The following is a 24,393-nucleotide window of genomic DNA, read 5'->3' as shown; positions in this document are numbered from 1 at the left end:
CCGTTCGTCGGGTCACGACTGCTGGAGACCCCATCGCCGGCGCAGGGCGTTGTCGACGGCGTTGAACAGGATGTCCACCAGGATCCCGAGCAGCAGCACGATGATGATCCAGGAGAGCAGCCGGGGAGCGTTGTTGAACTCCCGGGCCCCCTGCAACAGTGAGCCGATCGAGCCCTGACCGGCCACGATCACCAGCAGCTCACCGGCCATCAGGCTGCGCCAGGCGAACGCCCAGCCCTGCTTGAGGCCGGAGATGAACGACGGCAACGAGGCCGGCAGGATCAGCAGCCGGTACAGCGACAGGCCGCGCATGCCGAGCACCTTGCCGACCCGCAGCCAGGTGGGCGGCACGTAGTCGATCCCGCTGATCAGACCGTTGGCGACCGAGGGGGCCGCCCCGAGGATCACCACGAACAGGATCGCCGTCTCGCTGATCTGGAACAGCAGGATCGCGAACGGGAACCAGATGATCGACGGCATGGTCTGCAGTCCGGTGATCAGCGACCCGATCGCCGCGCGGAGCGGCCGGAACCGGGCGACGGCAGCGCCGATCACCGTACCGATGGCCACCGCCAGCAGGAAGCCGGTGACCGCCCGCTGCGCGGTGATCGCGATGGCGGAGGGGAACTCCGGGCTGACGACGAGGTCCGCGAGGTCCTCGAAGACCGTCAGCGGGGCGGGCAGGGCGAAGGGCGGCTTCCACTCGGCGAGGAAGACGATCTGCCAGACCACGATCACCAGGGCGATGGCGAGCAGCTTCGGCCAGGCGCTGCTCCACACCGCCCGACCGAGGTCGGCGGCCCGTCCCTCGGTCCGCTTCGGGCCGAGTTCCAGTGCGTCGAGACCGGTCACCTCGTCGGCGCTGGTCGTCCGGGTGGGCGTGGGCGGGGAGGCCTCCGGATCGGCCAGGGCCGGACCGCCGGTGGGCTTCTCACTGGGCATGGCGGGACACCTCCGCACGGAGCCGGTCGGTGATGGTGGCGGCGAGCCCGGCGACCTCGGTGGAGTCGATCCGGCGGGGGCGGGGCTGTTCCACCCCGAACTCCTCGATGATCCGGCCCGGTCGGCTGCTGAGCAGGACCACCCGGTCGCCGAGACGGACCGCCTCCCGGACGTTGTGGGTGACGAAGAGCACGGTCAGGGAGCGCTCTCGCCAGATGCGCTCCAGTTCGTCGTGCAGGATGTCCCGGGTCATCGCGTCCAGCGCGCCGAACGGCTCGTCCATCAGCAGCAGGTCGGCGTCGGCGGCCAGGGCCCGGGCCAACGCCACCCGCTGGCGCATCCCACCGGAGAGTTCGTGCGGGCGCTTGTGCCCGAACCCGGAGAGCCGGACGGTCTCCAACAGCGCGGCGGCCCGTTCCCGTCGCTCCTCACGCCGCACACCGCGCAGCCGCATCGCGATCTCCACGTTCCGGGAGACGGTCAGCCAGGGGAAGAGCGCCGGTTCCTGGAACATCATCGAGACCCGGTGACCGCCCAGCTCGATGCTGCCCGCGCTGGCCGGGTCGAGCCCGGCGACCAGGGAGAGCAGGGTGCTCTTGCCGCACCCGGAGGCTCCCAGGAGGCAGACGAACTCGCCGGGCCGTACGGTCAGCGACAGCCTGTCGAGTGCGAGGAGTGCGCTGTTGCCGCGCCCGTACGCCTTGGACACGCCGTCGAGGCGAACCGGACCGGGACCCTTCCCGGCACCGGTCGCCCCGACGGCGTCGTGGTCGAGCAGACTCACGAGCTACCACCCTCACCGCTGACCTCGGGCTTGCCGGCCGCCTTGAGGAGTTCGTTGAGCGGGCCGAGGTGGTAGATGCCGTTCAGGTCGACCGGGTCGAGCAGGCCGACCTCCTCGGCGTGCTTGGCGCTGCCGTACAGCGACGGCGCGACGGGGTCGACGGTGAAGGTCAGGTTGGCGAAGGACGCCTTCAGGATGTCCTCCTTCAGGGTGTTGCCGCTGAGCGCCTGGAGCTGGTCGTTGGCGGCCTTGGCGGCCTCCTCCGGGTTGCTGTTGACCACGTCGACAGCGGCGATGTGCCCCTCCAGGAGCTTGCTGACCAGCCCCGGGTTCTTGTCGAGGAACTCCTTGCGGACGATCAGGTGGGTGGTGACGAACTCCCCACCGGGCCACTCGTCCTTCTCGTCGAGCAGCACCTTCGCGCCGTGTTCGAGGACGAGTCGGCTCAGGTGCGGCTCGGGCACCCAGGCACCGTCCAGCGCGCCGCTGCCGAACGCGGTGATGATCTCCGAGTTCGGGGTGGGCAGGACGGAGACGTCGCCGCCGCCGTTGGTGTCGGTGTTCAGGCCGTTCTTCTTCAGCCAGTAGCGCAGCGCCACGTCCTGCGTGTTGCCCAGCTGGGGGGTGGCGATCTTCTTGCCCCGCAGGTCCTGGACGCCGTTGATGCCCGGCTTGACGACCAGGGCGGCCCCACCGGAGGTGCTGCCGGCGATGACGTGCAGCGCCGTGCCCTTGGACTGTGCCCAGCCGTTGATCGCCGGGTTGGGCCCGATGTAGGTGGCGTCGATCGCGCCGTTGAAGAGCGCCTCGATCGCCGACGGCCCGGCGTTGAACGGGGTGGTGGTGAGGTTGATGCCGTCGCCCAGCTTCTCGGCGAAGATCCCGTTCTGCACACCGACCAGGGCGGGGGCGTGGGTGATGTTCGGGAAGAGACCGAGGCGCAGTTCGGTGGCCTCGCCGCCACCGGCGCCGTCCCCGTCGCCGCCGCAGGCGGTGAGGGCACTGACCGCCAGCAGTGCCGCGGCGGTCGCCGCGAGGGCGCGGGTACCGCGTCCCCGGAGGGTGCGGAGGGTGCGCGAGTTCATTCGTTCTCCAGTCGTACCGGGTCGGCCCCGGGTCGGCGTCATGCGGATGTGGGAGGTGCCGGCTCGCGGACCGGTGCGGCGTCGTTGCCGTCAGGTTCGGCCCGCGATGAGGATCGCGAGGGGGTGCCGCCCCGGGTGAGCAGGTCGGCGAGGCTGGTGCGGTCGACGACGTCGCCGATCGCCCGGTGCACGGCGAGCCACACCGTGCCCAGACCGGCGGCGGGACCGTGGTATCGGGTGGTCTCGGCGGGGAGGCCGCGGACCACGGTGAGGACACCGCTGACCGCGCGCAGGACGTCCCCGACGGAGATGTCGGCGGCGGAGCGGGCGAGGCCGTAGCCGCCCTCGACGCCCCGGTGGCTGTGCAGCAGGTCGGCCCGGCGCAGCTCCAGCAGGATGTCCTGGAGGAAGCTGGGTGGGATCTTCTGGTCGGTGGCGAGGGTGCCCGCTTTGACCAGCCCGCCGTGCGCGGCGGCGATGGTCAGCATCGCGCGTACCGCGTAGTCACCACGGGCCAGGACGTACATCGTCTGTCGTTTCCCATCGCTGTTCCGGTCGGCCGGCGAACCCCGCCGGGTACGGCAAAGTGGAGTTCTCCTACCTGATTGATAGGGATACTGGAACACGTGGTCGGCTCAGGTCAAGCACCGATCCGGATCGTGGAAGAGGACGCAGATCACAGCGAGCAGGTCAAAGCACCCGGACCAGTACGAACGTACGGAGGGAGGGCGCCGCGCCAGGACGCCGACGCGCTAGGGTCGTCATCGTGGCGGCGCGGAGATCGCAAGAGCGGACGGGACCGACGAGCAACACCGACCAGCGGGCCGGGATCCCGCCGACGCGATATCCGGTCGAGCGTTTCACCCTCGACAACGGCCTGCGGGTGGTGCTCACCCCGGACCGCAGCGCGCCGGTCGTCGGGGTGGCGGTCCTCTACGACGTGGGCATCCGCTCCGAACCCGAGGGGCGCACCGGCTTCGCCCACCTCTTCGAACACCTGATGTTCCAGGGCTCGGAGAACCTGGAGAAGCTGGCCCACTTCCGGCACGTCCAGGGCGCCGGCGGCAGCTTCAACGGCTCCACCCACCTGGACTACACCGACTACTACGAGACCCTGCCGAGCAACGCCCTGGAACGGGCGCTGTTCCTGGAGGCCGACCGGATGCGCGGCCCCCGACTGACCGAGGAGAACCTGCGCAACCAGGTCGACGTGGTCAAGGAGGAGATCCGGGTCAACGTCCTGAACCGGCCGTACGGCGGGTTCCCCTGGCTGACCCTGCCGCCGGTCATGTTCGACACCTTCCCCAACGCGCACGACGGCTACGGCTCCTTCACCGACCTGGAGTCGGCCACCGTCGCCGACGCCACCGACTTCTTCCGCCGCTACTACGCCAGCGGCAACGCCGTCCTGGCGGTCAGCGGTGACCTCGACGTCGACGAGGCCGTCACGCTGGTGCAACGGCACTTCGGCGACGTACCGCACCGCCCGGCCCCGTCCCGTCCCGACTTCACCGAGCCGGACCTGACCGCCGAGCGCCGGGAGACGTACGCCGACCGGCTGGCCCCCCTGCCGGCGGTGGCCGCCGCCTGGCGGGTCCCCGACCCGATCGCCGACTTCGCCGCCTACCTGCCCTACGTGGTGCTGGCCGAGGTCCTCACCGACGGCGAGGCGTCCCGGCTGGTCGAGCGGCTGGTCCAGCGGGACCGGACGGCCACCGGGCTCAGCGGTTACCTCGGCTTCATGGGTGACCCGTTCGACGTCCGTGACCCCACCGCCCTGCTGCTGGAGGCCCACCTGCCGCCCGGCGGGGACGTCGACAAGGTGCTGCGCACCGTCGACGAGGAGGTGGACCGGTTGGCCACCGACGGGCTGCCCGCCGAGGAACTCGCCCGGACCCAGGCCCGGATGGCCACCCACCTGCTGCGCGACACCGACGCCGTGCTCGGTCGGGCGTTGCGGATGGCCGTCCTCGAACAGCAACGGGACGACCCGGGGCTGCTCAACGATCTGCCCCGGCTGGTCGGCGAGGTGACCGAGGAGCAGGTCCGGGCCGCTGCCGCCACCTTGCGGCCGGAGCGCCGCGCATCGATCGAGGTCGTACCGGGAGGGGCCAAGTGACCGCCGAAACCGTCCGGACGCTGCCCCCGCTGGGTCCCAACCGCCCCCTCTCTGTGCCCCCGCAGGCCGAGCGGCGACTGACCAACGGGTTGACGGTGATCGCGGTACGCCGACCGGCGGTCCCGCTGGTGGAGCTGCGGCTCTGGATGCCGTTCGGTCGGGCGGACCTGGCCCGGGGGGCGCTGCTGTCGCAGACCCTGCTCTCGGGCACCGCCACCATGACCAGTGTGCAGATCGCCGCCGAACTGCAGCGGGTCGGCGGCGGGTTCTCCGCCGGACTCGACCCGGACCGGCTGATGGTCTCCGGCGCCGGGCTGGTCACCGGTCTGGACCGGATGCTGGAGCTGCTCGCCGAGGTGCTCACCGGGGCGACCTACCCGGACACGGAGGTGGCCACCGAGGCCGACCGGCTGGTCGACCGGGTGCAGGTGGCCCAGAGTCAACCCGCCCACCTGGCCCGGGCCGCCCTGCTCCGGCGGATCTACGGCCGACACCCGTACGCGGTGCAGACCCCGGAGGTCGAGCAGATCCGCTCGGTCACCGCGGCCTCCCTGCGCCGGTTGCACGCCGACCGGGTGCACCCCGCCGGGGCGGTGCTGGTGCTCGTCGGCGACGTCCACCCGGACCGGGCCCTGGACACGGCCGAGCGGATGCTGGGCGGGTGGAAGGGGGACGGTCACCCGGTGGAGCTGCCCGACGCCCCACCCCTGCGGCCGGGGTCGCTGCTGCTGGTGGACCGCCCGGACTCGGTGCAGTCGTCGCTGCGGGTCGCCCTGCCGGCGGTGGGGCGCACCCACCCCGACCATGCCGCCCTGCAACTGGCCAACCTGCTCTTCGGCGGCTACTTCTCCTCCCGGTGGGTGGAGAACATCCGCGAGGACAAGGGCTACACGTACGGCCCCCACTCGGTGGTCGAGCACTCCGTCGCCGGTTCGGTGCTGGTCGCCGCCGCCGAGGTGGCCACCGAGGTGACCGGCCCGGCGCTGCTGGAGACGACGTACGAACTGGGGCGGCTGGCCTCGGTGCCCCCGAAGCCCGACGAGCTGGAGCAGGCCCGCCGGTACGCCCTGGGCAGCCTCCAGCTCGGCACCTCCACCCAGGCCGGACTGGCCTCGCTGACCAGCGCGTACGCCGGGAACGGCTTGCGTCTGGACTTCCTCGCCGAGTATTCGGCCCAGCTGACCAAGGTCACTGTGGAGGACGTGGCACAGGTGGCGGCCCGCTACCTGGCTCCCGCCCGTGGGGTCGTCGTGGTCCTCGGTGACGCCGCCCGGATCGCCGACCAGCTCGCCGTGCTCACCCCGGTCGAGACAGCAGAGTCGACATGACCGGCCTCGGTCCGGGGGCGGGGGCGACGAGCGGGCCACCGTTGGCGCGTACCACCCTGGACCGGGCGGCTCACCGCCGTACCGACCGGGAGTGGATCGCCGAAGCCTGGCTCCGGTCCCGGGTGGTGGTGCTCGACTCGACCGCCGACGGTCGGGCCCTGGTCTGCGGTGAACCACCGCACCTGGTCCTGCTGGCCCCGGACGACCTGCCCCACCCGCCGGAGCGGCAGCCGGGGCCGATCTTCCTGGGCGTCGAGCCGGACGGGGTGCCGGTCTTCGCTGTGGACGCCGCGTTGCCGACGGTGCCCGGGGCGCGGGCGGTCAACCTGCGGGACGTCGGCCACCTCCTCGACGACCGGGACTCCGGCATCCTCACCACCGCCGTGGCCCTGACCAACTGGCACCTGCGGCACGGGTACTCCTCGACCACGGGTGAGCCCACCGAGCCGGACGAGGCGGGGTGGTCCCGGGTGGATCCGGCGGGCGGGCGGGCCTGGCCCCGGACCGATCCGGCGATGATCGTGCTGGTCCACGACGGGGTCGCCGGGCCGCAGGGGCGGTGCCTGCTCGGCAACAACGCCGCCTGGCCGACGCTGCCCGGCCGGTTGCGTTTCTCCTGCCTGGCCGGGTTCGTGGAGCCGGGGGAGTCGGCGGAGGCCGCAGTGGTCCGCGAGGTCCGCGAGGAGGTCGGCGTCGCAGTCGACGACATCGGGTACGCGGGCAGCCAGGCCTGGCCGTTCCCCGGCTCCCTGATGCTGGGGTTCCTGGCCCGGGCCGACCCCACCGAGCCGGTACGCGTCGACCCGACCGAGATCGCCGCCGCCCGGTGGTTCACCCGTACCGAGATCGCCGCCGTCCTGGCCGACGATCCGGTCGACGCGGGGGACGGCCGACGGGTGACGCTGCCGATGGCCAGCTCCATCGCCCACTTCCTGATCGAGCACTGGCTGACCCGACCCGTCTGATCCGCCCGTCGACGGTGGTCGTCCCCGGCTCGCGTGCGGGACCGGCCGGGTTCGGCGGGTGTCGAACCGGCCGCTGCGGGCACCGGAGAGGAACCCGGCCCAGTCGGCCCGGCCGAAGAGCAGCACCGGACCACCCCGGTCCTTGCTGTCGCGCAGGGCGACGGCGACCGGCCCGGGTGTGTTCAGGGGGGCCATCTCGACACAGTTGGAGGTCTGGCTACGGGAGCTGGTACGCCACGGGGCGTCCGCCAGCTGCCGGGCGAGGGCGGTGTCGTTGATGTGGTTCATGGGTCTGCTCCTGGTGTGAACTGCTCCGATGGGACGAGTGGACCCTCGTACGCCCACGGCACGGTCCTCGGATCGTTCACCGCTCCGTGAGGCGTCCGGAGTGTCGACGGCGTTGTGCCGGCGCCGTTGCCGGCCCGCTGCCCACAGTGGAATCCGCCGTCGTCTCCGCCAGCCGTTCGCTCGCCTCGGCCAGCCAGGATCGGGTGTCCGTCGTGGAGAGCGCCGCTGCACGAAGCCACTCGAACACGACTTTATAGTTATTTATGATGTTTGTATCGGTCGACACGAAGTCGGTGTAACCGCCCTCGATGGCGAGGGTCTCCGGATCGAGCTGGTCGGCGAAGCGGTAGAGCGAGAACGCCGTCGGCGCGACGTAGCCGTTGTCGAGGCGGGTGTCCCGGGGCAGCACGTGCAACGAGATGTTCGGCAGAGTGGACAACTCGTGGAGCTTGTCGAGCTGTTCCCGGAGCACCTCGGCAGGCCCGGCCCGGTGGCCGAACGCCGCCTCCTCCAGCACGGCGGTGTACCGGGGAGCGTCCAGCGACCTGGAGAGCAGCGCCTGACGCGCCTCCCGGGCCTGAACCTCCAGCTCCAGGTGGTCGGCCGTACGCCGCCCCTCACCGACCAGCCGGGCGGAGGTGATCCGGACCCGGGCGTACCCGGGAGTCTGGAGCAGACCCGGCACCAGGACCGGGTTGTACTCGCAGATCTCCACACACCCCGCCTCCAGCTGCGCCCACTCCCGCTGCTGCTCGGTCATCACCGGGTACGTCTTGCGCAGCCACTCGCGCATGTCACCGGCGGCCCGGGCGGTGGCGGACAACTCCCGGCGCACCTCCTCCTCCGCCCCGTAGAGGTCCAACAGGGCGGCGATGTCCTCGGGGTCGGGCCGGCTCCGACCGTTCTCCAACCGGGACAGCTTCGAGGCGGAAGCCCACTTGACCCGCTCGACGACCTGCTCCCCGGTGAAGCCGGCCAACTCGCGGAGGCGCCGTAGATGCTGGCCCAACCTGCGGCGCCGCATGATCGGGCTGACTGAGGCAGGAGGCACGTCGTCCTCTTCTCCGTCGACCGTCGCGCACGCGACGGTAACCGTATGAAATTCGCCCCCCACGGTCAGTATGGACGGCGTGGGGGCCGAAGGAGGCTCCGGCGGGGGCGTGTCTCGCAGAAATGCCAGCGAGGATGTCCGCAACGGAGGTGACTCCGTCGAGACCTCGCGCCACCCCGCCCGGAGGGACCACCCATGCGCTCCGTCCTGCGCCACCCCGACTTCCGCCTGCTCTTCGTGGCCCTGACGGCCGGCCGGGCCGCCGAGTCGACGCTGCTGCTCGCACTCGCCATCTGGGTCAAGGACCTGACCGGGTCCGACGGCCTGGCCGGGGCGACCCTGTTCGTCATCATCGCGCCGAAGGTGCTGGCCCCACTCGTCGGCTGGGTCGTCGACAGGTACCGCCGTCGACCCTTCCTCGTGGTCGCCAACCTGGCCGCCGCGACGGTGCTCCTGCCCCTGTTCGCCGTACGGGACGCCGACGACGTGTGGCTCGTCTACGTGGTGGCGGGGCTGTACAGCTTCTCGCAGGTCATCGTCAACGCCGCGGTCAACGGGTTGATCCGGGCGATGGTCCCGGCCGGTCAGCTCGCCGACGCCAACGCCGCCCTCCAGACCGTACGGCAGGGGTTGCGCCTGGTCGGGCCGCTGGCCGGGGCCGCGCTCTACGCCGCTGCCGGGGGGTGGTTGCTGACCTCGCTCAGCATGGTCGGGTTCGGGATCGCCGCGCTCCTGACGGGCCTGCTGCGGGTGCCCGAACCACCCCCGTCGACCCGGGGACTGCCCTGGTCGGCCCAGCTCTGCTCCGGCCTGCGGCACCTGTCCGACCAGCCGGCGCTACGCCGGGCGTTCCTCGGCTTCGGGCTGGCCTGCCTGGTGATGGGCTTCACCGAGTCCCTGATCTTCGCCTACGTCGACCAGGGACTTCAGCGCAACGCGGCCTTCGTCAGCGTGCTGGTGACGGTGCAGGGGGTGGGTGGGCTCGTCGGGGGGCTGCTCTCCGCCCGGGTGGTACGCCGCATCGGCGAGGTCGGCACCCTCGCCGTCGGGGTCGGCCTCTTCGGGGCCGCGACCGGTGCGCTCGCGTACCCGGATCCGCGCCTGGGCTTCGTCGCCCTGCTGGTCACCGGCGCGGCCCTGCCGCTGACCGTGGTGGGGATGAACACCCTGGTCCTGGCCGCCACCCCGCCGGGCCTGCTCGGTCGGGTCACCGCTGCCTCCGAGTCGGTGGTCGGCGGCCCGCAGGCGGCGTCGATCGGGGTCGGTGCGGTGCTCGTCGGGGTGCTCGACTACCGGCTGCTGTTCCTGCTGGTGAGCGTGGTCACCCTGGCCGCCGGGGTCTTCCTCTGGCGTGGCCGGTTCCTCTCGCCCCCGGTACCCGCCGGAACCTCGTCGGCATCCGCAGGGGCTCCGCCGGTTCCCGCAGAGGTTCCGCCGGTTCCCGCCGGAACCTCGTCGGCATCCGCCGGGACCCTGGTCGTTCCGTCCCCGTCGCCGGTCGTCGGGCCGCCCCCGGTGGTGGTGCCGATCGCCCCCGTCGTGTCGCCCGGTGCGACGGCGACTCTGCTGCCGGCCCACCGGATCCCGGCTCGACGGCGGGGACAGGCCCTGGTCCGGGTGGCCGGCAGCGAGGGGGAGGCCGCCGCCTCCCGGCGGGTCACCGATCCCGGTCGAGGGCTGTAAGACGGCCCCGACGCGCGAACCGCGTGCCGGGGCTGGGGGCCTGCCGCCTCAGCCGGAGATGGCGGCCAGGTGCTGCTTGACCTGGTTGATCGAGGGGTTGGTCAGGGCCGACCCGTCGGCGAACCGGAGCGTGGGGACGGTCTGGTTCCCACCGTTGACACTCATCACGAAGTCGGCGGCCTTCGGGTCCTGTTCGATGTCGACCACCTGGTATCCGATGCCCTCCCGGTCCAGCTGCGACTTGAGCCGGTGGCAGTAGCCGCACCACGGGGTGGAGTACATGGTCAACATTGTCGCGTCCCTCCGACAGTCGGTCCGGTGGCTCGCTGTCGAGCCGTCCCGTCGCTGCAACGTCATCGGGGGCTGCGATGATTCCATGTCGTGACGGTTCAATCGGCGGTCGAGCAGGTGCTGGCCGGTCTGGACCCGGAGCAGCGCTCGGCGGTCACCGCGCCGGCCGGGCCGGTCTGCGTCCTGGCCGGCGCCGGCACGGGCAAGACCCGGGCGGTGACCTCCCGTGTCGCCCACCGGTCGTTGACCGGTGAGGTCACGGCCCGGCACGTGCTGGCGGTCACCTTCACCGCCCGGGCCGCCGCCGAGATGCGACAGCGGCTCACCCTGCTCGGCGTGCCGGGGGTGCAGGCCCGCACGTTCCACGCCGCCGCGATGCGGCAGGTCCGGTACTTCGCCCCCCGACTGTTGCAGGGACGGGCGATGCCCGAGCTGCTGGACAGCAAGGTTCGGCTGGTCACCCTCGCCGCCGCCCGGGTGGGCCTGCGTACCGACCGGGCCGCCGCCCGGGACCTGGCCGGTGAGATCGAGTGGGCCAAGTCCTCACTCGTCGAGCCGGGGGAGTACGAGGTCGCCGCCGCCAAGGCGCTGCGGGACACCCCGCACGAACCGGCGAAGGTGGCGGCGGTCTTCACGGCGTACGAGCAGATCAAACGCGGCAACGGCGTGATCGACTTCGAGGACCTGCTGCGCGCCATGGTGTGGGGGATCGAGGAGCACGCCGACGTCGCCGAGCAGGTCCGGGGGCAGTACCGGCACTTCGTCGTCGACGAGTACCAGGACGTCAACCCGCTGCAGCAGCGCCTGCTCGACGCCTGGCTCGGCGGACGGGACGACCTGACCGTCGTCGGGGACGCCAGTCAGACCATCTACTCCTTCACCGGAGCCACCTCGTCCTACCTCGTCGACTTCCCCCGCCGGTACCGCGATGCGGTGGTCGTCCGGCTGGTCCGCGACTACCGCTCCACCCCCCAGGTGGTCGGGTTGGCCAACGCGGTGATCTCCCGGGCCCGGGGGACCGAGGCCCGGCTCCGGCTGGAACTCGTCGGTCAGCGGCCCACCGGTCCCGAACCGGACGTCCGGATCTTCACCGACGAGCCTGCGGAGGCCACGGCGGTGGCGGTGCGCTGCCGGGCGATGATCGAGGCCGGTACCCCGGCCCGGGAGATCGCCGTGCTGTTCCGGACCAACGCCCAGTCGGAGGCGTACGAGAAGGCGCTCACCGAGGCCGAGGTGCCGTACCAGGTCCAGGGGGCCGAGCGGTTCTTCGAACGGACCGAGGTCCGACAGGCGATGGTCGCCCTGCGGGCGGCCACCCGGTCGGTTCCCGGTGACCTTCCGCTCCCGACTGCAGTGGTGGAGGCGCTCGCAGCGGTCGGCTGGGCGCCGGACGCCCCACCGACCGGCGGGGCGGCCCGGGAGCGTTGGGAGGCGCTCGCCGCCCTGGTCGGCCTCGCCGAGGAGTACGCCGCCACCCCCGAGCTGGTGCCGTTGGGCGAGGCGGCGACAGTCCAGCGCCCGGTCACCCTCGCCGACTTCACCGACGAACTGCACCGGCGGGCCGCCCAACAGCACGTCCCCACCGTCGACGGGGTGACACTGGCCTCGCTGCACGCCGCCAAGGGGCTGGAGTGGGACGCGGTCTTCCTGGTCGGGTTGGCCGAGGGCACCCTGCCCACCACCTACGCCCGTACCGCCGAGCAGGTGGAGGAGGAACGGCGGCTGCTCTACGTCGGGATCACCCGGGCCCGGCAGTGGCTGTGGCTGTCGTACGCGGCGGCCCGTTCGCCGGGTGGACGGGCCCGGCGGCCGACCCGGTTCCTGCCCCGGCTGGAACGCTCCGGCGGCACCGAGCGGGCCGGTGCCCCGGCAGCCGCAGGTGGACGGCGGGCCGAGCGTCGTCGACCGCAGGTGGTCTCCTGCCGGATCTGCGGGGCCACCCTCCTGGCCGGTCCGGACCGGAAGTTGGGGCGCTGCCCCACCTGTCCCTCCGACATCGACACCGAGCTGTACGAGCGGCTGCACACCTGGCGGCAGCGGACCGCCGGTACGCAGAAGGTCCCGGCGTACGTGGTCTTCACCGACGCCACCCTGACCGCGCTCGCCGAACGGCGGCCCGCCCGCCAGGAGGAACTGGTGGCGATCGCCGGTATCGGCCCCCGCAAGCTGGGCCTGTACGGGGAGGCCGTACTGGCTCTGGTGCAGGGGGCGAGCGTCGACGAGATCTGCCCCGAGAAAAGTTTCTAAAACTCGCCGTAATTCGTTTGCCCTCGCCCGTGGGCGAGGAATAGCCTCAGGGCACACCACGGCGAGCGGGGTCATCTTCCCTGCTCACGGTGGTCAGGTCCGTTGCCGACACGAGGAAACGTCAGGGAGGTGGCACCAATGGTTACCTATGTCTTCAAGCGTCCGGCGGCGCTGCTCGCTGCCGTCGCCCCGCTGTCGGCCGTCCCGGCCGCGCTGACTGTCGCGCGGCCGTCGGCTCCCCAGGTGCACCAGGTCGAGGCTCACGTCGAGCTGCTGACCGCCAGTGCGCCGAAGGGAATCGAGGGGACCGATGGCTTCATGGGCAAGGGCACCGACGGCGCCACGAAGCGCCCGGAGAACCGCGGCGTTCCACCTCGAGGTAGACCGGTCTGACCGATCAGACCACCGGCTCACCTCGAGGCCGCGGAACCCGCTACCGGGATCCGCGGCCTCAGTTTTTTGCTCCACCCGAAGCAGTACGTCGGAATGCGATCCACGAGATCGATGTGAGAGAGAGGTGACCGGGCGATGAGTCTGGCGTTGGCCCCCGTCGACGTGAACGTCGACCTGGAGGCGAACCTGCCCTGCCGGAAGTTCGACCCCGACCTGTGGTTCTCCGACTCGCCCGCCGAGTTGGAGTTGGCCAAGTCGCTGTGCGGGGACTGCCCGCTGCGCGTCGAGTGCCTCGCCGGTGCGGTCGAGCGGGCCGAGCCCTGGGGCGTCTGGGGTGGCGAGATCTTCGAGCGTGGCGCGGTCGTCCCGCGTAAGCGGCCCCGGGGCCGTCCGCGCAAGGAGGACCTGGCCCGCGACGCAGCCCTCCAGGTCGAGGCCGAGGCGCGGCTGGCGGCCAGCGGGCTGCCCGCCAAGCGCAACACCGTCCGGCTGGCTGCCTGACATGTTCGGAACCCGTACCCGGGTCGGTGTCGTAGCCGAACCGGTGACCAGGAAGTTGAACCCCGTGTTGGCTGTCGAACCGAACGGAAACGGTGAGATGCATCTACTCCACGAAGCGTTGTCCCGGGCTCGAATGCGTGAGCCTCAGGCCGGTCGCACCACGACGAGCACTGAGGCAACCCGTTCCGCCCGTACCGTCGCGATGAGCGGCCGGCGTCAGTCGGCCCGCGAACTGGGCACCCTGTAGGTCACGAGACCGACGACGGCCCCCTGCACCGGCAGGGGGCCGTCGTCGCGTCGTGTGGGGTGGCCGGGCTCAGGCGACGGGGGCGAACCCCGGCAGCCACCGTTCCAGGATGCCCCGGTACGGCGCCTTCGCCTCCAGCTGGCAGAGCACCCCGATCGAACCGAGCGTCACCCGGTGGATGAGCAGGTACGACGGTGGCAGGTTCAGGTGTCGGCTCAACTGGTAGGCCGGTGACTTCGGGCTGGCCAACCGGGTCGCCTCGGCCCGCAGCCAGGCCCTGGTGAACCGGAACTCCTCCTCGGCGACCGGGTCGAGCATCGGCCTGAGGAAGTCCAGCACCGCCTGGGCGTCGATCTCCTCGGTCCGGCTGACGAACCCCTCCTCGCGGAGCCCGGCCATGACCGCGTCCGCCTCGCCACGCAGGGCCAACCCGGCGAGCCGACCGATCGGTTCGGGGGTGCCCTCCGGCATCCGGGCGACCGCCCCGAAGTCGATCACGCCGAGTCGCCCGTCGGGCAGCAGCCGGAAGTTGCCCGGGTGCGGGTCGGCGTGCAGCAGCCCGGCCCGGGGCGGGGCGGACAGGTGCAGGGTGGCCATCAGGCGCCCCGCCTCGTCGCGTTGCGCCGTGCTGCCGTCCCTGATGATCTCGGCCAGCGGAAGGCCCTCGACCCACTCGGTGACCAGCACCCGGGGCGCGGTGGAGAACACCTCGGGGATGAAGATCTCCGGGTCGTCGGCGTACGCGGTGCGGAAGGCCCGTTGCGACTCGGCCTCCAGCTCGTAGTCGAGCTCCTCGACGATCCGTTCCCGCAGTTCGACGAGGAGTGGTTTGACGTCCAGGCCCGGCTGGATGGCCCGGAACATCCCGCCGAGGCGGGAGAGCTGCTTGAGGTCGGCGAGGAGGGCGTCACCCGCCCCCGGATACTGGATCTTGACGGCCACGTCCCTGGTCCCGCCCGAGGCGTCCCGCCACACCGCCCGGTGCACCTGCCCGATGCTGGCCGCCGCGGCGGGGGAGTCGTCGAACTCCGCGAAACGGGTCCGCCACTGCGGGCCGAGCTGCTCGGCGAGCACCTTGTGCACCGTCGCCACCGGCAGCGGGGGTGCCGCCTCCTGGAGCTTGGTGAGCGCCTGCCGGTACGGGGCGGCGACCTCCTCGGGCAGCGCCGCCTCGAAGACCGACAGGGCCTGACCGAACTTCATCGCACCGCCCTTGAGCTGGCCCAGGACGCTGAAGAGCTGCTCGGCGGTGCGCTGCTGGATCTCTGCGGAGATCACGTCGGAGGCCATGCCGGTGACCCGCTTCCCCATCCCTAGGACGGTCCGGCCGGCGAAGCCGAGCGGCAGGGCGGCGAGTTTGGCGGTTCGGGACACGGCCCGGCGCGGGATGTCGGTCACTCGGCCATTGTTACCGACTTCGCGGGTCCGCTGCTGCTCCGCAGCCTGCTTCACCCGGAACTCAGGCGGTGGTGAGGGGACGACGGGCGTCCGGGACGGTTCCCGGTCGACTCCGCCGACCGGCGGAGCACCGGCACGAGGGGTGCGGCGGCCAGACCCGGCGGCGGAGTCGGCCGACCCCACTGACCTCCACCGCACAGCCGAGGGTCTCCGGGGTCCCGCCGTCGAGCTGGGCCAACGCCTCGGCGACGGCGTACGCGACGGCGGTGAGCAGGGTGGTGAGGGTGCAGAACTCCGTCCGCCCGTCCGGCGTGAGCTGAGCGGCCAGCGCCGGCCAGTCCGGATCGCGGTCGGTCCGGTGCAGGTCGAGGCAGTTCAGGCAGGGGCCGACAGGGGGACGGACCAACGGCCCCACCACGGGTACGCCGCCGCGCAGGCCCAGTACCAGGTGCGCCTGCCGACGCTGGGCGTACGCGGTGGCCAGCAGCGCCGCGGGTCGGTCCGTACCGAGCTGGACGACGAGGTCGGCGCGGCCTCGCCGGATCGGTCGGGTCTCAGTGCCGGGGGTGAGCCGACCGATCGCGTCCCGGATCGCCGGGGTCATCGGTCGCCCCTGGTCGGCGCCGGTCAGACCGGTGCCGACCAGGTCGGTCGGCCCGACCAGTCCGGCCAGGTCGACGTCGACGTGACCGACCCCGGCCTGGGCCAGGGCCAGGGCGACCGGCCCGCCGAGTCGACCGGCGCCGGTGACCACCACCCGGGCGTCGCGTCGGCGACGGACCAGCTGGGCCGGGGTGGCGGGGAGCGGGTCCGGGGTGAGGGCGAGCGCCCCCGCCTCGGCGGTCAGTCGGGGGCGGGCGGGGCCGGCGAGGTCCCGGGGGAGCAGGGTGTGCGCGGGTACGACCAGTCCGGCCCCGTGCAGGGCGTCGAGCAACCCCCGAGCATCCTCCGGCTCGACCTCGCTCGCCGGGGCGCGGCTCAGGACGCCGCGCACACTGTGACTGCCGTCGAGCAGATCGAGCAGGCGGGCCGCCCGGGGGTTGGCGATCTCCACCAGGACCGCCCGGCCGGGCTCGACGCCGAGTTGCAGGGTGTGCCGGTCGCGCCAGAGCCGGACGAGGCCGGGAAGCAGCACGGGCCGGGAGAGTGCGGGGCGCGTCATGCGGACAGATCGTGGTGGACCCGACGCCGGGGCGGTGGTCGTCGTCCACAGGCCGGGGCGGGCCGCGTCCCGCTGTCCACAGGTTCGGGCGAGTTTTCCACAGCCGGTCCGGGCGGCTGTCGCCCAGCCGACACCTGAGCGCGCATCGGCCGGCACCGCAGCGGCGGGCGGCGGGCGGCGGCAGCGGGCGGCAGGGGGCAGCGGCGGCGGGTCCTCTCCCGGGCCGCGACCCACCGACGAACGGAGAGGGGGCGGCCCGACCGGGCCGCCCCCTCTCGTCTTCGTACGATCAGACCTTTGCCTTGCCCAGGATGCGGTTCACTGTTGTCCCACAAACCGGACACTTACCCTTTGCCATGTTCATACCGGTCTTCGAGACCTCGACGCGTCCCTCGAAGTCCCGCTTCTCCTTGCACTTGACGCAGTAACCGTTGTAGGTCTGGGCCTGGTCGGCCACGGTGCCCTCCTCGTCTCGTCCGCCGGTCGTGGTCCGGCGGTCTGCCCGGCGGCGGGCCACGTGGGCTCCGGCGCTGGGTCGTTCTCCGCGGTCGTTGCGACCGCTGGCTCGCGGACCCTACCCAGGTCTGGGCGGTTCCATGTCAGGTGTGCGTCGACACTGTGAGCAAGTCGACGTCGAGAGTGTGCATGCCGAATTAGGTCGGATAAGTCAGTTTGGCGGGGACACGCCGGGCGAATCCGGTCTACGGCCACTTTCTCCCCCCTTCGCGGCCACTTCCTCCGATGATCACTGTGCGTGGAGGAGGGGGTCGGGCTCCGCTGTCGGCCCGCCACGAAGGGTGAGGAAGATTATTCATTCGGTTGGCCGCGATTATTTTTTCGGGACTCCTGACGACCAACCACCATTTTCCGGGCGCGTGTCGCGTGGTTGACCCTTGCGGATCCCTGGTCAGTACGCATTAGCTTTCCCTCGTGACAGGATTCCGAGGCTGCGCGGCCCACTGATGTCGGGGGCGCGGAAGCCGGTCGTCGAGGTACGGCGCAGCCAGCGCCGGCGACGCACGGTGTCCGCCTACCGCGAGGGGGAGCGGGTCGTCGTGCTCATCCCGGACCAGTTCTCCCGGGCCGAGGAGAGCGAGTGGGTCGACCGGATGCTCGCCCGGCTCGCCGCCCGGGAGGGCCGACTGGCCCGATCCGACACGGAACTGTCGGAGCGGGCGGCCCGACTGATCGACCTCTACCTCGCCGAGCACGGCACACAGGCGGTCCCGGCCAGCGTCAGGTGGGTGACCAACCAGAACGGCCGGTGGGGATCGTGCACCCCCGCCGACCGGACCATCCGCATCTCGCACCGGCTCCGGGACATGCCCGACTGGGTGCTCGACTACGTCCTGCTGCACGAGTTGGCACACCTCATCGTGCCCAGCCACAACGCGGAGTTCTGGACGCTGGTGGGGCGCTACCCCCGGACCGAGCGGGCCCGTGGCTACCTGGAGGGCGTGGCCGCCGTCGGCGGAGCATCGAGCGACTGACGGGCCGCCGCCCGCGCGCCGGTCCCGCTAGGGTCGGGGCGTGGCGCGACGTGTGGTGGTGGTATTGCTCGCCCCGGTGACCTGGTCCCCTCCGGGGATCGATCCGGTGGCCTGGCGGACGGCGCTCGCCGAGGACGTGGTCGACCTGCTCGCCACCCTCTCCGAGGTCGAGACAGCCGTCGCGGTGACCCCCGACGACAGGTGGCTGGCCGAGGCGGTGCTCTGGCCGGGCACCCCCGTGTACGAGGTGCCGACGGCCACCCCGAACGCCGTTCTCGCCGCCCTGGACGGCTACGACCAGGCGGCGGTGGTGGCCCCCGACGCACCGGACGTCCCCGGTCTGACCCTCGGCAAGCTGCTCCGTCCGCTCACCAGCAGGCCCGTCGCCGTCGCCCCCGCGGAGGGGGGCGAGGGCGGGCTGCTCGGGGTCGCCGTCCGGCTGCCGGCCCCGGACTGGATCCCGGCCCTCGACCTGGACACCGCGCTCCCGGCGACGGTCCGCGCGGCGGCGCCGCAGCCCGGTGACCTCGCTGTCACACCCGGCTGGCACCGGATCCGAGGCCCGGCCGACCTGGCCCGGCTCGACCCGGCGGTGGAGGGCTGGGAAGCCACCCGGGCCCTCCTGTCCGGAGGGCACCGGGCCGGCTGACCGAGCGGGCTGACCGGGCCGGTTGACCGATTCGGCCGACCGGGCCGGACGGCCCCCGACGAGCCGTCAGGGACGCTCGTCGGAGCCGGGCTCGTCGGGCCGCCGGTCGGGTCCGCCCGGCGGCTGCTCACCGGGTGCCTGCTCGTGCGGGCCACCCGGGGCCGTGAAGTCGAACGTGTCCAGCTCACCGAGGTCGAGCTGAGCCCGAGCGAAGGCCACCGGGTCGGCGAAGTCGTCGTCGGAGGGGAGCAGGTCCGGGTGACCCCACAGGGCGTCCCGGCCGGCGATGCCCCGGTGCTCGGTCAGCGCCGCCCAGAGAGCCGCCGCCTCCCGCAGTCGGCGGGGCCGCAACTCCAGACCGACGAGCGCGGCGAAGGTCTGCTCGGCCGGACCGCCGGCCGCCCGTCGGCGACGGAACGCCTCGGCGAGGCTCACCACGCTGGGCAGCCGGTCGCCGGACGCGGTGTCCACCACGTGGCAGACCCACCCCTCGACCAGGGCGAGAGCGGTCTCCAACCGGGCCAGCGAGGCCTTCTGGGTCGGGGTGTCCTCCGGCGTGAAGATCCCCTCCAGGGCGATGGCCTGCATCGACTCCGGGTCGGTCGGGTCGACCCGACCCATCGCCTCCTCGACCGCCTCCCGGTTGACCCGGATGCCGACGGCGTACGTCTCCACTGCGCTGAGCACGTGTCCGCGCAGCCACGGCACGTGTTGGAAGAGTCGTTGGTGGGCCGCCTCGCGCAGGGCCACGTAGAGGCGTACCTGGTCCTCGGGGAGCTCCAGCCCCTCGCCGTACGCCCGGATGTTGGCCGGGATGAGCGCCGCGGTGCCGGCCGGACCGAGCGGCAACCCGATGTCGCCGGCGGAGAGGACCTCGGCGGCGAGCGAACCGAGCGCCTGCCCGAGTTGCCCGCCGAAGAGTGCGCCACCGAGGGCGGTGACCATCGACTGCATCGGGCCGAGTTGTGCCCGTGCCTCCGGGGGCACCAGGTCGCCCATCGCACCGACCATCCGGCTCGCCACCGGGTCGCAGAGCTTGCGCCACACGTCGAGGGTCTTGTAGATCCACTCGTTGCGGTTCCAGGCGACCGAGGTCTGGATGCCCGACGGCAGGTCCGACACGGGTTCGAGCCAGAGGTCGGCCAGGCGCAGGGCCTCCTCGACGGCGTGGCGCTCGGACGGGGTCACCGCCGGGTCGCCCGCCGCGGAGAGCTGACTGGCCGCCACCTGCCGGGCCAGGTCCCAGTTGACCGGCCCGCTGCCGGGCGTGGCGAACAGGTGCTGCAACTGCGCCATGAACTGCTGCATCTGCGCGGGGTCGTTGGGGTCTGGTGGTTGCCCACCCGGGAGCGCGAAACCGAACGGAATATCAGGCACGACGTCTACGGTACGCGTGCTGCGCCCCTGGTCGGTCCCGCCCGCGTTGCGCTGAGGGCGAAGTCGCACACCCCGCCGGGGCGGGGTCCCCGGACACCGTGGGTGGTCCGCGCCGGACCGGCCGTGGTCGGTGTCCGCCGGACCGCCCGACCTGGTCGGTACGCTCTGGCGCATGAGACGTCGCGGCATGACCGTCCTGCTCGGTGCTCTGCTCACCGCCCTGCTCAGCGTCGGCGTGCTGGTGACCCCCATCCCGTACGTGGTGCTCGGCCCCGGACCGACGGTCGACACCCTCGGCACCGACGACGGCACCGAGGTCATCCAGGTGGACGGCCAGCCGACCTCGACCTCCGAGGGGGAACTGCGGCTGACCACGGTGGGCGTCCAGCCCACCGTGAAGCTGCGGACCGCGATCGCCGGCTGGTTCTCCGCCGACAAGGCGGTGGTGCCCCGGGAACTGGTCTATCCGCCCGGCCGGACCCAGCAGGAGGTCAAGGAGCGCAACGAGGAGGACTTCCGGATCTCCCAGACCAGCGCCGAGACGGTGGCGCTCACCAAGCTCGGGTACCCGATCCGGGTGGTGGTCCGGGCGGTGGCCTCGGACGGCCCCGCCGCCGGGGTGCTCCAGGTCGGCGACGTGGTGACCTCGGTCGACGGCACGGCGGTGACCACCGCCAGGAGCCTCACCGACCTGATCCGGGCACAGCCGGCGGGGAGCGAGCTGACCATCGGCTACACCCGCTCCGGCACCGCCGGCACCGCCACCGTGACCAGCCGGGAGCAGGACGGCCGACCGCGCATCGGCGTCGACATCAACCAGGAGCAGCCGCACCCGTTCACCCTCAAGATCGACCTTGCGGACATCGGCGGACCCAGCGCGGGCCTGATGTTCGCCCTCGGCATCATCGACAAGCTGCAACCCGAGGACCTCACCGGCGGAAAGATCATCGCGGGCACCGGGACCATCGACGACCAGGGCGGGGTCGGGGCGATCGGCGGCATTCCGCAGAAGCTCGTCGGCGCGAAGCAGGCCGGGGCGGACGCCTTCCTGGTCCCGGCGGACAACTGCGCGGAGGCGGTGCGCAACCCGCAGCCCGATCTGCCGTTGCTGCGGGTGGCGTCGCTGGACGAGGCGCTCACCGCGTTGGAGACGCTGCGCGCCGGGGGACGCCCCACCCTTTGCTGATGTCCGTCCGACCCACCGTGACCAGGTGCGACACGATCGATGCCGGTGCGGCGGCCAGACCTTGACCGTACGCGTTCAGGAATACCCCGTACTCTGGGTGCCTGGTCGGAGCCGATCACATCGAGCGTGCGGAGCCAAGAGTGGTAATGCGTAGCAGCCCCCTGCCGAGGATGAGCCGACGCGGACGCGTCACGATCGGGGTGCTGGTCGGGGTGTTCCTGCTGTTCACCCTGCTCAGCTGGGGTGTGCAGGCGTGGACCGACTGGCTGTGGTTCAACGAGGTCGACTTCACCCAGGTCTTCACCGGGATGCTGTTCACCCGGCTGCTGCTCTTCGCCGTGATCGGCCTGGCGATGGGCGCGATCGTCGGCGGGAACCTCTGGCTCGCCTACCGGCTGCGGCCGAGCCTGCGCCCCCACTCGGCCGAACAGGCCACCCTGGAGCGGTACCGGATGCTGCTCGGCCGCCGGGTGGGGCTCTGGATCACCCTCGTCGCGGTGGTCGTCGGTGTCTTCGCCGGGCTCTCCGCGCAGACCCGCTGGAGTCAGTGGCTGCTCTTCCGCAACGGCGGCGACTTCGGCGTCGACGACCCCGAGTTCGGCGTCGACATCGGGTTCTACGTCTTCCAGCTGCCGTTCTGGCGTTACCTGCTCGGCGTCGGGTTCACCACTGTGGTCCTGGCCCTGCTCGGCGCGCTGGCTGTGCACTACGTCTACGGCGGGATCCGCCTGCAGGGCGTCGGCGACCGGATCACCAACGCCGCCCGCGCCCACCTCACCTCCCTGGTCGCGGCCTTCGTCCTGCTCAAGGCGGTCGCCTACGTCCTGGACCGGCGGGTGATGCTGCTGGAGTACAACGACGGGGTCAACCTCTACGGCGCCGGGTACGCCGACGTCAACGCGTTGCTGCCGGCGAAGGAGATCCTGGCCTACATCTCCGTCGTGGTCGCCATCGCGATCATCGTGTTCAGCAACGCGGTGATGCGCAACCTGGTCTGGCCGGGCATCTCGCTGGCCCTGCTCGGGGTCTCCGCTGTCGCGATCGGCGGCATCTACCCGTGGGCGGTGCAGACCTTCGAGGTCCGGCCCAGCGAGAAGGACAAGGAAGCGCCGTACATCCAGCGCAGCATCGAGGCGACCCGGGCCTCGTTCGGGCTGGCCGACACCCAGCCGGTGCGGTACGCGGCCAACAACCTCACCCCGCCGGAGAGCCTGTCCACCGACACCAACGTGGTGCAGAACATCCGACTGCTCGACCCGCAGCTGGTCTCCGAGACCTACACCCAGCGGCAGCAGGTCCGGCAGTTCTACGACTTCGGCGAGAAGCTCGACGTCGACAGGTACACCGTCGACGGGCGCACCCAGGACTACGTGGTCGGCCTCCGGGAGATCAACTACCGGCAGCTCAGCGGCCAGCAGAACACCTGGATCAACAGGCACACCGTCTACACCCACGGGTACGGCCTCGTCGCCGCGCCCGGCAACCGGGTGGTCTGCGGCGGTCAGCCGTACTTCGTCTCCGGCTTCCTGGACGACGCCAACGACCAGCAGGAGGAGCAGAACGCCCAGGGCGAGCGCTGCACCTCCAGCGCCGACACCATCCCCACCGAGCAGCCCCGGGTCTACTACGGCGAGCGGATGGAGCCCGGTGACTACGCGATCGTCGGGCAGACCGACCCGGAGCGCAACGCCGAGTTCGACAGGCCGGTCGGGGACAGCGGCGACGGCGCGGGGCCGGGCGAGTTCTACACCTACACCGGTTCCGGCGGCGTCGACATCGGCTCCTTCCCCCGCCGCCTGCTCTACGCGGTCAAGGAGCAGGAGTCGAACTTCCTCCTCTCCGACCGGGTCAACGAGAACTCCAAGCTGCTCTACGTCCGTAACCCCCGGGACCGGGTGGAGAAGGTCGCGCCGTTCCTGACCGTGGACGGGGACCCGTACCCGGCGGTGGTGGACGGCCGGATCAAGTGGATCATCGACGGGTACACCACCTCGGTCAGCTACCCCTACGCCGAGCGGGTCAACCTCCAGCAGGAGACCGCTGACGAGCTGACCGGCCGGGGCACGTTCCAGCTGGCCCGGGAGAACGTCAACTACATCCGCAACTCGGTCAAGGCGACTGTCGACGCGTACGACGGCACCGTCACGCTGTACCAGTTCGACGAGAACGACCCGGTGCTCAAGGCCTGGAACAAGGCGTTCGGCGGCGAACTGGTCCGGCCGAAGGCGGAGATCCCGGCCGAGCTGTCCGAACACTTCCGATACCCGGCCGACCTGTTCAAGGTGCAGCGCAACCTGCTCACCCGGTTCCACGTGACCGACCCGGGCGACTTCTACTCCGCCCAGGACTTCTGGCAGGTGCCGAGCGTCCCGGACAATCCGGACAGCGGGCAGCGACAGCCTCCGTACTACCTCTACACCCAGTTCCCGGGCCAGGAGGAGCCGAGGTTCCAGCTCACCTCGGCGGTCACCCCGAACGGACGGCAGAACCTCGCCGCCTTGATCAGCGGGTCGTACGTGGGCGGTGAGCCGAGGCTGGAGGTGCTGGACCTGCCGGACCAGACCCGGATCTCCGGGCCGGTGCAGGTGCACCAGCAGATGACGAACAACGCCGACATCAGGCAGCAGCTGAACCTGCTCTCCTCCAACCAGGCCCAGGTGCAGTACGGCAACCTGCTCTCCCTGCCCTTCGCCAACGGCATGCTGTACATCGAGCCGGTCTACGTGAAGACCAACCAGGAGAACGCGCCGCCGCTGCTGCAGCGGGTGCTGATGTCCTACGGCGACGGCGGCTCGTACGTGGTGCTGGCCAACAGCGTCTCGGAGGGAATCGAGGCGCTCGTCGAACAGGGCAAGCGGGCCGGCAACCAGGCACCTCCGCCTCCGCCTGCGGAGGGCGGGGAGAACCCGCCGGAGACCCCGGCCACCCCACCGGCTCCGATGACCGGTGACCTGGCCGCGGCCGCGAACGAGGTGCAGGCAGCGATCACCGAGCTCCGGGCTGCGCAGACCTCCGGTGACTTCGGCCGGTACGGGGAGGCGTTGAAGCGACTCGACGAGGCGATGGCCGCGTTCCAGCGCGCCCAGCAGGCGGCGGGCGGCGCGTCGGGGACCCCGGCGCCGACCGGCAGCCCCGCCCCGGAGTCTCCGTCTCCCTCCCCGGGAGGCTGACCGACTGATCGAACGAGCCGGGCACCCCGACGACCTC

The 24,393-nt window shown here is 71.8% G+C and carries 20 protein-coding genes and 2 pseudogenes; 11 read left to right on the top strand and 11 right to left on the bottom strand.

The genetic code is table 11. The features are described from left to right. Positions 1-12: 12 nt before the first annotated feature. Genes WHN02_RS00775 through WHN02_RS00760 form a run of 4 tightly spaced genes read right to left on the bottom strand, consistent with a single transcriptional unit; the run spans position 13 to position 3,338 of the window. Positions 13-942: an ABC transporter permease gene (locus WHN02_RS00775; RefSeq protein WP_434741615.1), complete on the bottom strand. Its 930-nt coding sequence runs from the start codon at positions 940-942 to the stop codon at positions 13-15. Continuing rightward, the gene (locus WHN02_RS00770; RefSeq protein WP_434741614.1) at positions 932-1,726 is read right to left on the bottom strand and encodes an ABC transporter ATP-binding protein; all 795 of its coding nucleotides are present in this window, start codon (positions 1,724-1,726) and stop codon (positions 932-934) included. Before WHN02_RS00770 ends, WHN02_RS00775 begins: the two co-directional genes overlap by 11 nt. After that, complete coding sequence (locus WHN02_RS00765) at positions 1,723-2,811, bottom strand: ABC transporter substrate-binding protein (protein ID WP_350896664.1); 1,089 nt, start codon at positions 2,809-2,811, stop codon at positions 1,723-1,725. Before WHN02_RS00765 ends, WHN02_RS00770 begins: the two co-directional genes overlap by 4 nt. Positions 2,812-2,849: 38 nt before the next feature. Then, entirely contained in the window at positions 2,850-3,338 is a 489-nt protein-coding gene (locus WHN02_RS00760; protein WP_434741613.1) for an RrF2 family transcriptional regulator, read from the bottom strand. A gap of 239 nt (positions 3,339-3,577) precedes the next feature. Between WHN02_RS00760 and WHN02_RS00755 the strand changes: the two genes are divergently transcribed. The 3 genes from WHN02_RS00755 to nudC are packed head-to-tail and all read left to right on the top strand — an operon-like array spanning position 3,578 to position 7,223. Beyond that, positions 3,578-4,930 carry a M16 family metallopeptidase gene (locus WHN02_RS00755; protein ID WP_434741612.1) on the top strand — a complete coding sequence of 451 codons (1,353 nt, stop codon included), beginning with the start codon at positions 3,578-3,580 and terminating at the stop codon, positions 4,928-4,930. Continuing rightward, positions 4,927-6,258 carry a M16 family metallopeptidase gene (locus WHN02_RS00750; RefSeq protein ID WP_434741611.1) on the top strand — a complete coding sequence of 444 codons (1,332 nt, stop codon included), beginning with the start codon at positions 4,927-4,929 and terminating at the stop codon, positions 6,256-6,258. The genes WHN02_RS00755 and WHN02_RS00750 overlap by 4 nt, the downstream gene beginning before the upstream one ends. Next, positions 6,255-7,223 carry an NAD(+) diphosphatase gene (nudC, locus tag WHN02_RS00745; protein WP_434741610.1) on the top strand — a complete coding sequence of 323 codons (969 nt, stop codon included), beginning with the start codon at positions 6,255-6,257 and terminating at the stop codon, positions 7,221-7,223. Before WHN02_RS00750 ends, nudC begins: the two co-directional genes overlap by 4 nt. 60 nt (positions 7,224-7,283) lie before the next feature. Here the strand turns inward: nudC and WHN02_RS00740 are convergent. Beyond that, positions 7,284-7,511: pseudogene (locus tag WHN02_RS00740) on the bottom strand (DUF397 domain-containing protein); the annotation flags it as partial. Positions 7,512-7,587: 76 nt separating this feature from the next. Then, on the bottom strand, positions 7,588-8,562 hold the full coding sequence (locus tag WHN02_RS00735; RefSeq protein WP_434741609.1) for a helix-turn-helix domain-containing protein: 975 nt from the start codon (positions 8,560-8,562) through the stop codon (positions 7,588-7,590). Between the two features lie 195 nt (positions 8,563-8,757). Here WHN02_RS00735 and WHN02_RS00730 point away from each other — a divergent pair. Then, positions 8,758-9,975 (top strand): annotated as a pseudogene (locus tag WHN02_RS00730) (MFS transporter); the annotation flags it as partial. Between the two features lie 318 nt (positions 9,976-10,293). On the opposite strand, the gene WHN02_RS00725 reads toward WHN02_RS00730, so the two are convergent. Continuing rightward, positions 10,294-10,536, bottom strand: a complete 243-nt coding sequence (locus WHN02_RS00725) for a mycoredoxin (RefSeq protein ID WP_350896671.1) — start codon at positions 10,534-10,536, stop codon at positions 10,294-10,296. Between the two features lie 90 nt (positions 10,537-10,626). Between WHN02_RS00725 and WHN02_RS00720 the strand changes: the two genes are divergently transcribed. The 3 genes from WHN02_RS00720 to WHN02_RS00710 all read left to right on the top strand — a co-directional run bounded on the left by WHN02_RS00720 (position 10,627) and on the right by WHN02_RS00710 (position 13,677). Continuing rightward, a complete protein-coding gene (locus WHN02_RS00720) occupies positions 10,627-12,783 on the top strand; it encodes an ATP-dependent DNA helicase UvrD2 (protein WP_434741608.1) in 2,157 nt (718 codons plus the stop codon). A 138-nt stretch (positions 12,784-12,921) separates the two neighbouring features. Further along, entirely contained in the window at positions 12,922-13,176 is a 255-nt protein-coding gene (locus WHN02_RS00715; RefSeq protein WP_434741607.1) for a hypothetical protein, read from the top strand. 135 nt (positions 13,177-13,311) lie between these two features. Further along, positions 13,312-13,677 carry a WhiB family transcriptional regulator gene (locus tag WHN02_RS00710; RefSeq protein ID WP_350896674.1) on the top strand — a complete coding sequence of 122 codons (366 nt, stop codon included), beginning with the start codon at positions 13,312-13,314 and terminating at the stop codon, positions 13,675-13,677. Between the two features lie 316 nt (positions 13,678-13,993). Here the strand turns inward: WHN02_RS00710 and WHN02_RS00705 are convergent, their stop codons facing one another. The 3 genes from WHN02_RS00705 to WHN02_RS00695 all read right to left on the bottom strand — a co-directional run bounded on the left by WHN02_RS00705 (position 13,994) and on the right by WHN02_RS00695 (position 16,941). Next, positions 13,994-15,322: an ABC1 kinase family protein gene (locus WHN02_RS00705; RefSeq protein WP_434741606.1), complete on the bottom strand. Its 1,329-nt coding sequence runs from the start codon at positions 15,320-15,322 to the stop codon at positions 13,994-13,996. 61 nt (positions 15,323-15,383) lie between these two features. Next, positions 15,384-16,484 (bottom strand): ThiF family adenylyltransferase, encoded by a 1,101-nt coding sequence (locus WHN02_RS00700; protein ID WP_434741605.1) that lies wholly within the window; start codon positions 16,482-16,484, stop codon positions 15,384-15,386. Positions 16,485-16,773: 289 nt separating this feature from the next. After that, positions 16,774-16,941: a DUF5679 domain-containing protein gene (locus tag WHN02_RS00695; RefSeq protein ID WP_012014940.1), complete on the bottom strand. Its 168-nt coding sequence runs from the start codon at positions 16,939-16,941 to the stop codon at positions 16,774-16,776. Between the two features lie 505 nt (positions 16,942-17,446). Between WHN02_RS00695 and WHN02_RS00690 the strand changes: the two genes are divergently transcribed. Both WHN02_RS00690 and WHN02_RS00685 read left to right on the top strand, forming a co-directional pair. Continuing rightward, entirely contained in the window at positions 17,447-17,974 is a 528-nt protein-coding gene (locus tag WHN02_RS00690; RefSeq protein WP_434741604.1) for a M48 metallopeptidase family protein, read from the top strand. 40 nt (positions 17,975-18,014) lie between these two features. Continuing rightward, the gene (locus WHN02_RS00685) at positions 18,015-18,623 is read left to right on the top strand and encodes a hypothetical protein (RefSeq protein ID WP_434741603.1); all 609 of its coding nucleotides are present in this window, start codon (positions 18,015-18,017) and stop codon (positions 18,621-18,623) included. Positions 18,624-18,689: 66 nt separating this feature from the next. Here the strand turns inward: WHN02_RS00685 and WHN02_RS00680 are convergent, their stop codons facing one another. Beyond that, positions 18,690-19,931 (bottom strand): zinc-dependent metalloprotease, encoded by a 1,242-nt coding sequence (locus WHN02_RS00680; RefSeq protein ID WP_434744114.1) that lies wholly within the window; start codon positions 19,929-19,931, stop codon positions 18,690-18,692. Positions 19,932-20,172: 241 nt separating this feature from the next. Between WHN02_RS00680 and WHN02_RS00675 the strand changes: the two genes are divergently transcribed. Both WHN02_RS00675 and WHN02_RS00670 read left to right on the top strand, forming a co-directional pair. Then, the gene (locus tag WHN02_RS00675) at positions 20,173-21,186 is read left to right on the top strand and encodes a YlbL family protein (RefSeq protein ID WP_434741602.1); all 1,014 of its coding nucleotides are present in this window, start codon (positions 20,173-20,175) and stop codon (positions 21,184-21,186) included. A 146-nt stretch (positions 21,187-21,332) separates the two neighbouring features. Next, positions 21,333-24,356: a UPF0182 family membrane protein gene (locus tag WHN02_RS00670; protein WP_434741601.1), complete on the top strand. Its 3,024-nt coding sequence runs from the start codon at positions 21,333-21,335 to the stop codon at positions 24,354-24,356. Positions 24,357-24,393: the final 37 nt, after the last annotated feature.

It is taken from the genome of Micromonospora sp. SH-82 (genome assembly GCF_051132485.1).
Classification (GTDB): Bacteria; Actinomycetota; Actinomycetes; order Mycobacteriales; family Micromonosporaceae; genus Micromonospora.
The sequence above is the reverse complement of the archived record's forward strand: the minus strand, read 5'-3'. Positions and strand labels throughout refer to the sequence as shown.

Excerpts from the sequence above, each read along its gene's own strand:
- nudC (WP_434741610.1), top strand. The coding sequence starts at position 6,255 with ATGACCGGCCTCGGTCCGGGGGCGGGGGCGACGAGCGGGCCACCGTTG.
- WHN02_RS00675 (WP_434741602.1), top strand. The coding sequence starts at position 20,173 with ATGAGACGTCGCGGCATGACCGTCCTGCTCGGTGCTCTGCTCACCGCC.
- WHN02_RS00715 (WP_434741607.1), top strand. The coding sequence starts at position 12,922 with ATGGTTACCTATGTCTTCAAGCGTCCGGCGGCGCTGCTCGCTGCCGTC.
- WHN02_RS00725 (WP_350896671.1), bottom strand. The coding sequence starts at position 10,536 with ATGTTGACCATGTACTCCACCCCGTGGTGCGGCTACTGCCACCGGCTC.
- WHN02_RS00760 (WP_434741613.1), bottom strand. The coding sequence starts at position 3,338 with ATGTACGTCCTGGCCCGTGGTGACTACGCGGTACGCGCGATGCTGACC.
- WHN02_RS00700 (WP_434741605.1), bottom strand. The coding sequence starts at position 16,484 with ATGACGCGCCCCGCACTCTCCCGGCCCGTGCTGCTTCCCGGCCTCGTC.
- WHN02_RS00670 (WP_434741601.1), top strand. The coding sequence starts at position 21,333 with ATGCGTAGCAGCCCCCTGCCGAGGATGAGCCGACGCGGACGCGTCACG.
- WHN02_RS00775 (WP_434741615.1), bottom strand. The coding sequence starts at position 942 with ATGCCCAGTGAGAAGCCCACCGGCGGTCCGGCCCTGGCCGATCCGGAG.
- WHN02_RS00710 (WP_350896674.1), top strand. The coding sequence starts at position 13,312 with ATGAGTCTGGCGTTGGCCCCCGTCGACGTGAACGTCGACCTGGAGGCG.
- WHN02_RS00765 (WP_350896664.1), bottom strand. The coding sequence starts at position 2,811 with ATGAACTCGCGCACCCTCCGCACCCTCCGGGGACGCGGTACCCGCGCC.
- WHN02_RS00680 (WP_434744114.1), bottom strand. The coding sequence starts at position 19,931 with ATGCAGCAGTTCATGGCGCAGTTGCAGCACCTGTTCGCCACGCCCGGC.
- WHN02_RS00690 (WP_434741604.1), top strand. The coding sequence starts at position 17,447 with ATGTCGGGGGCGCGGAAGCCGGTCGTCGAGGTACGGCGCAGCCAGCGC.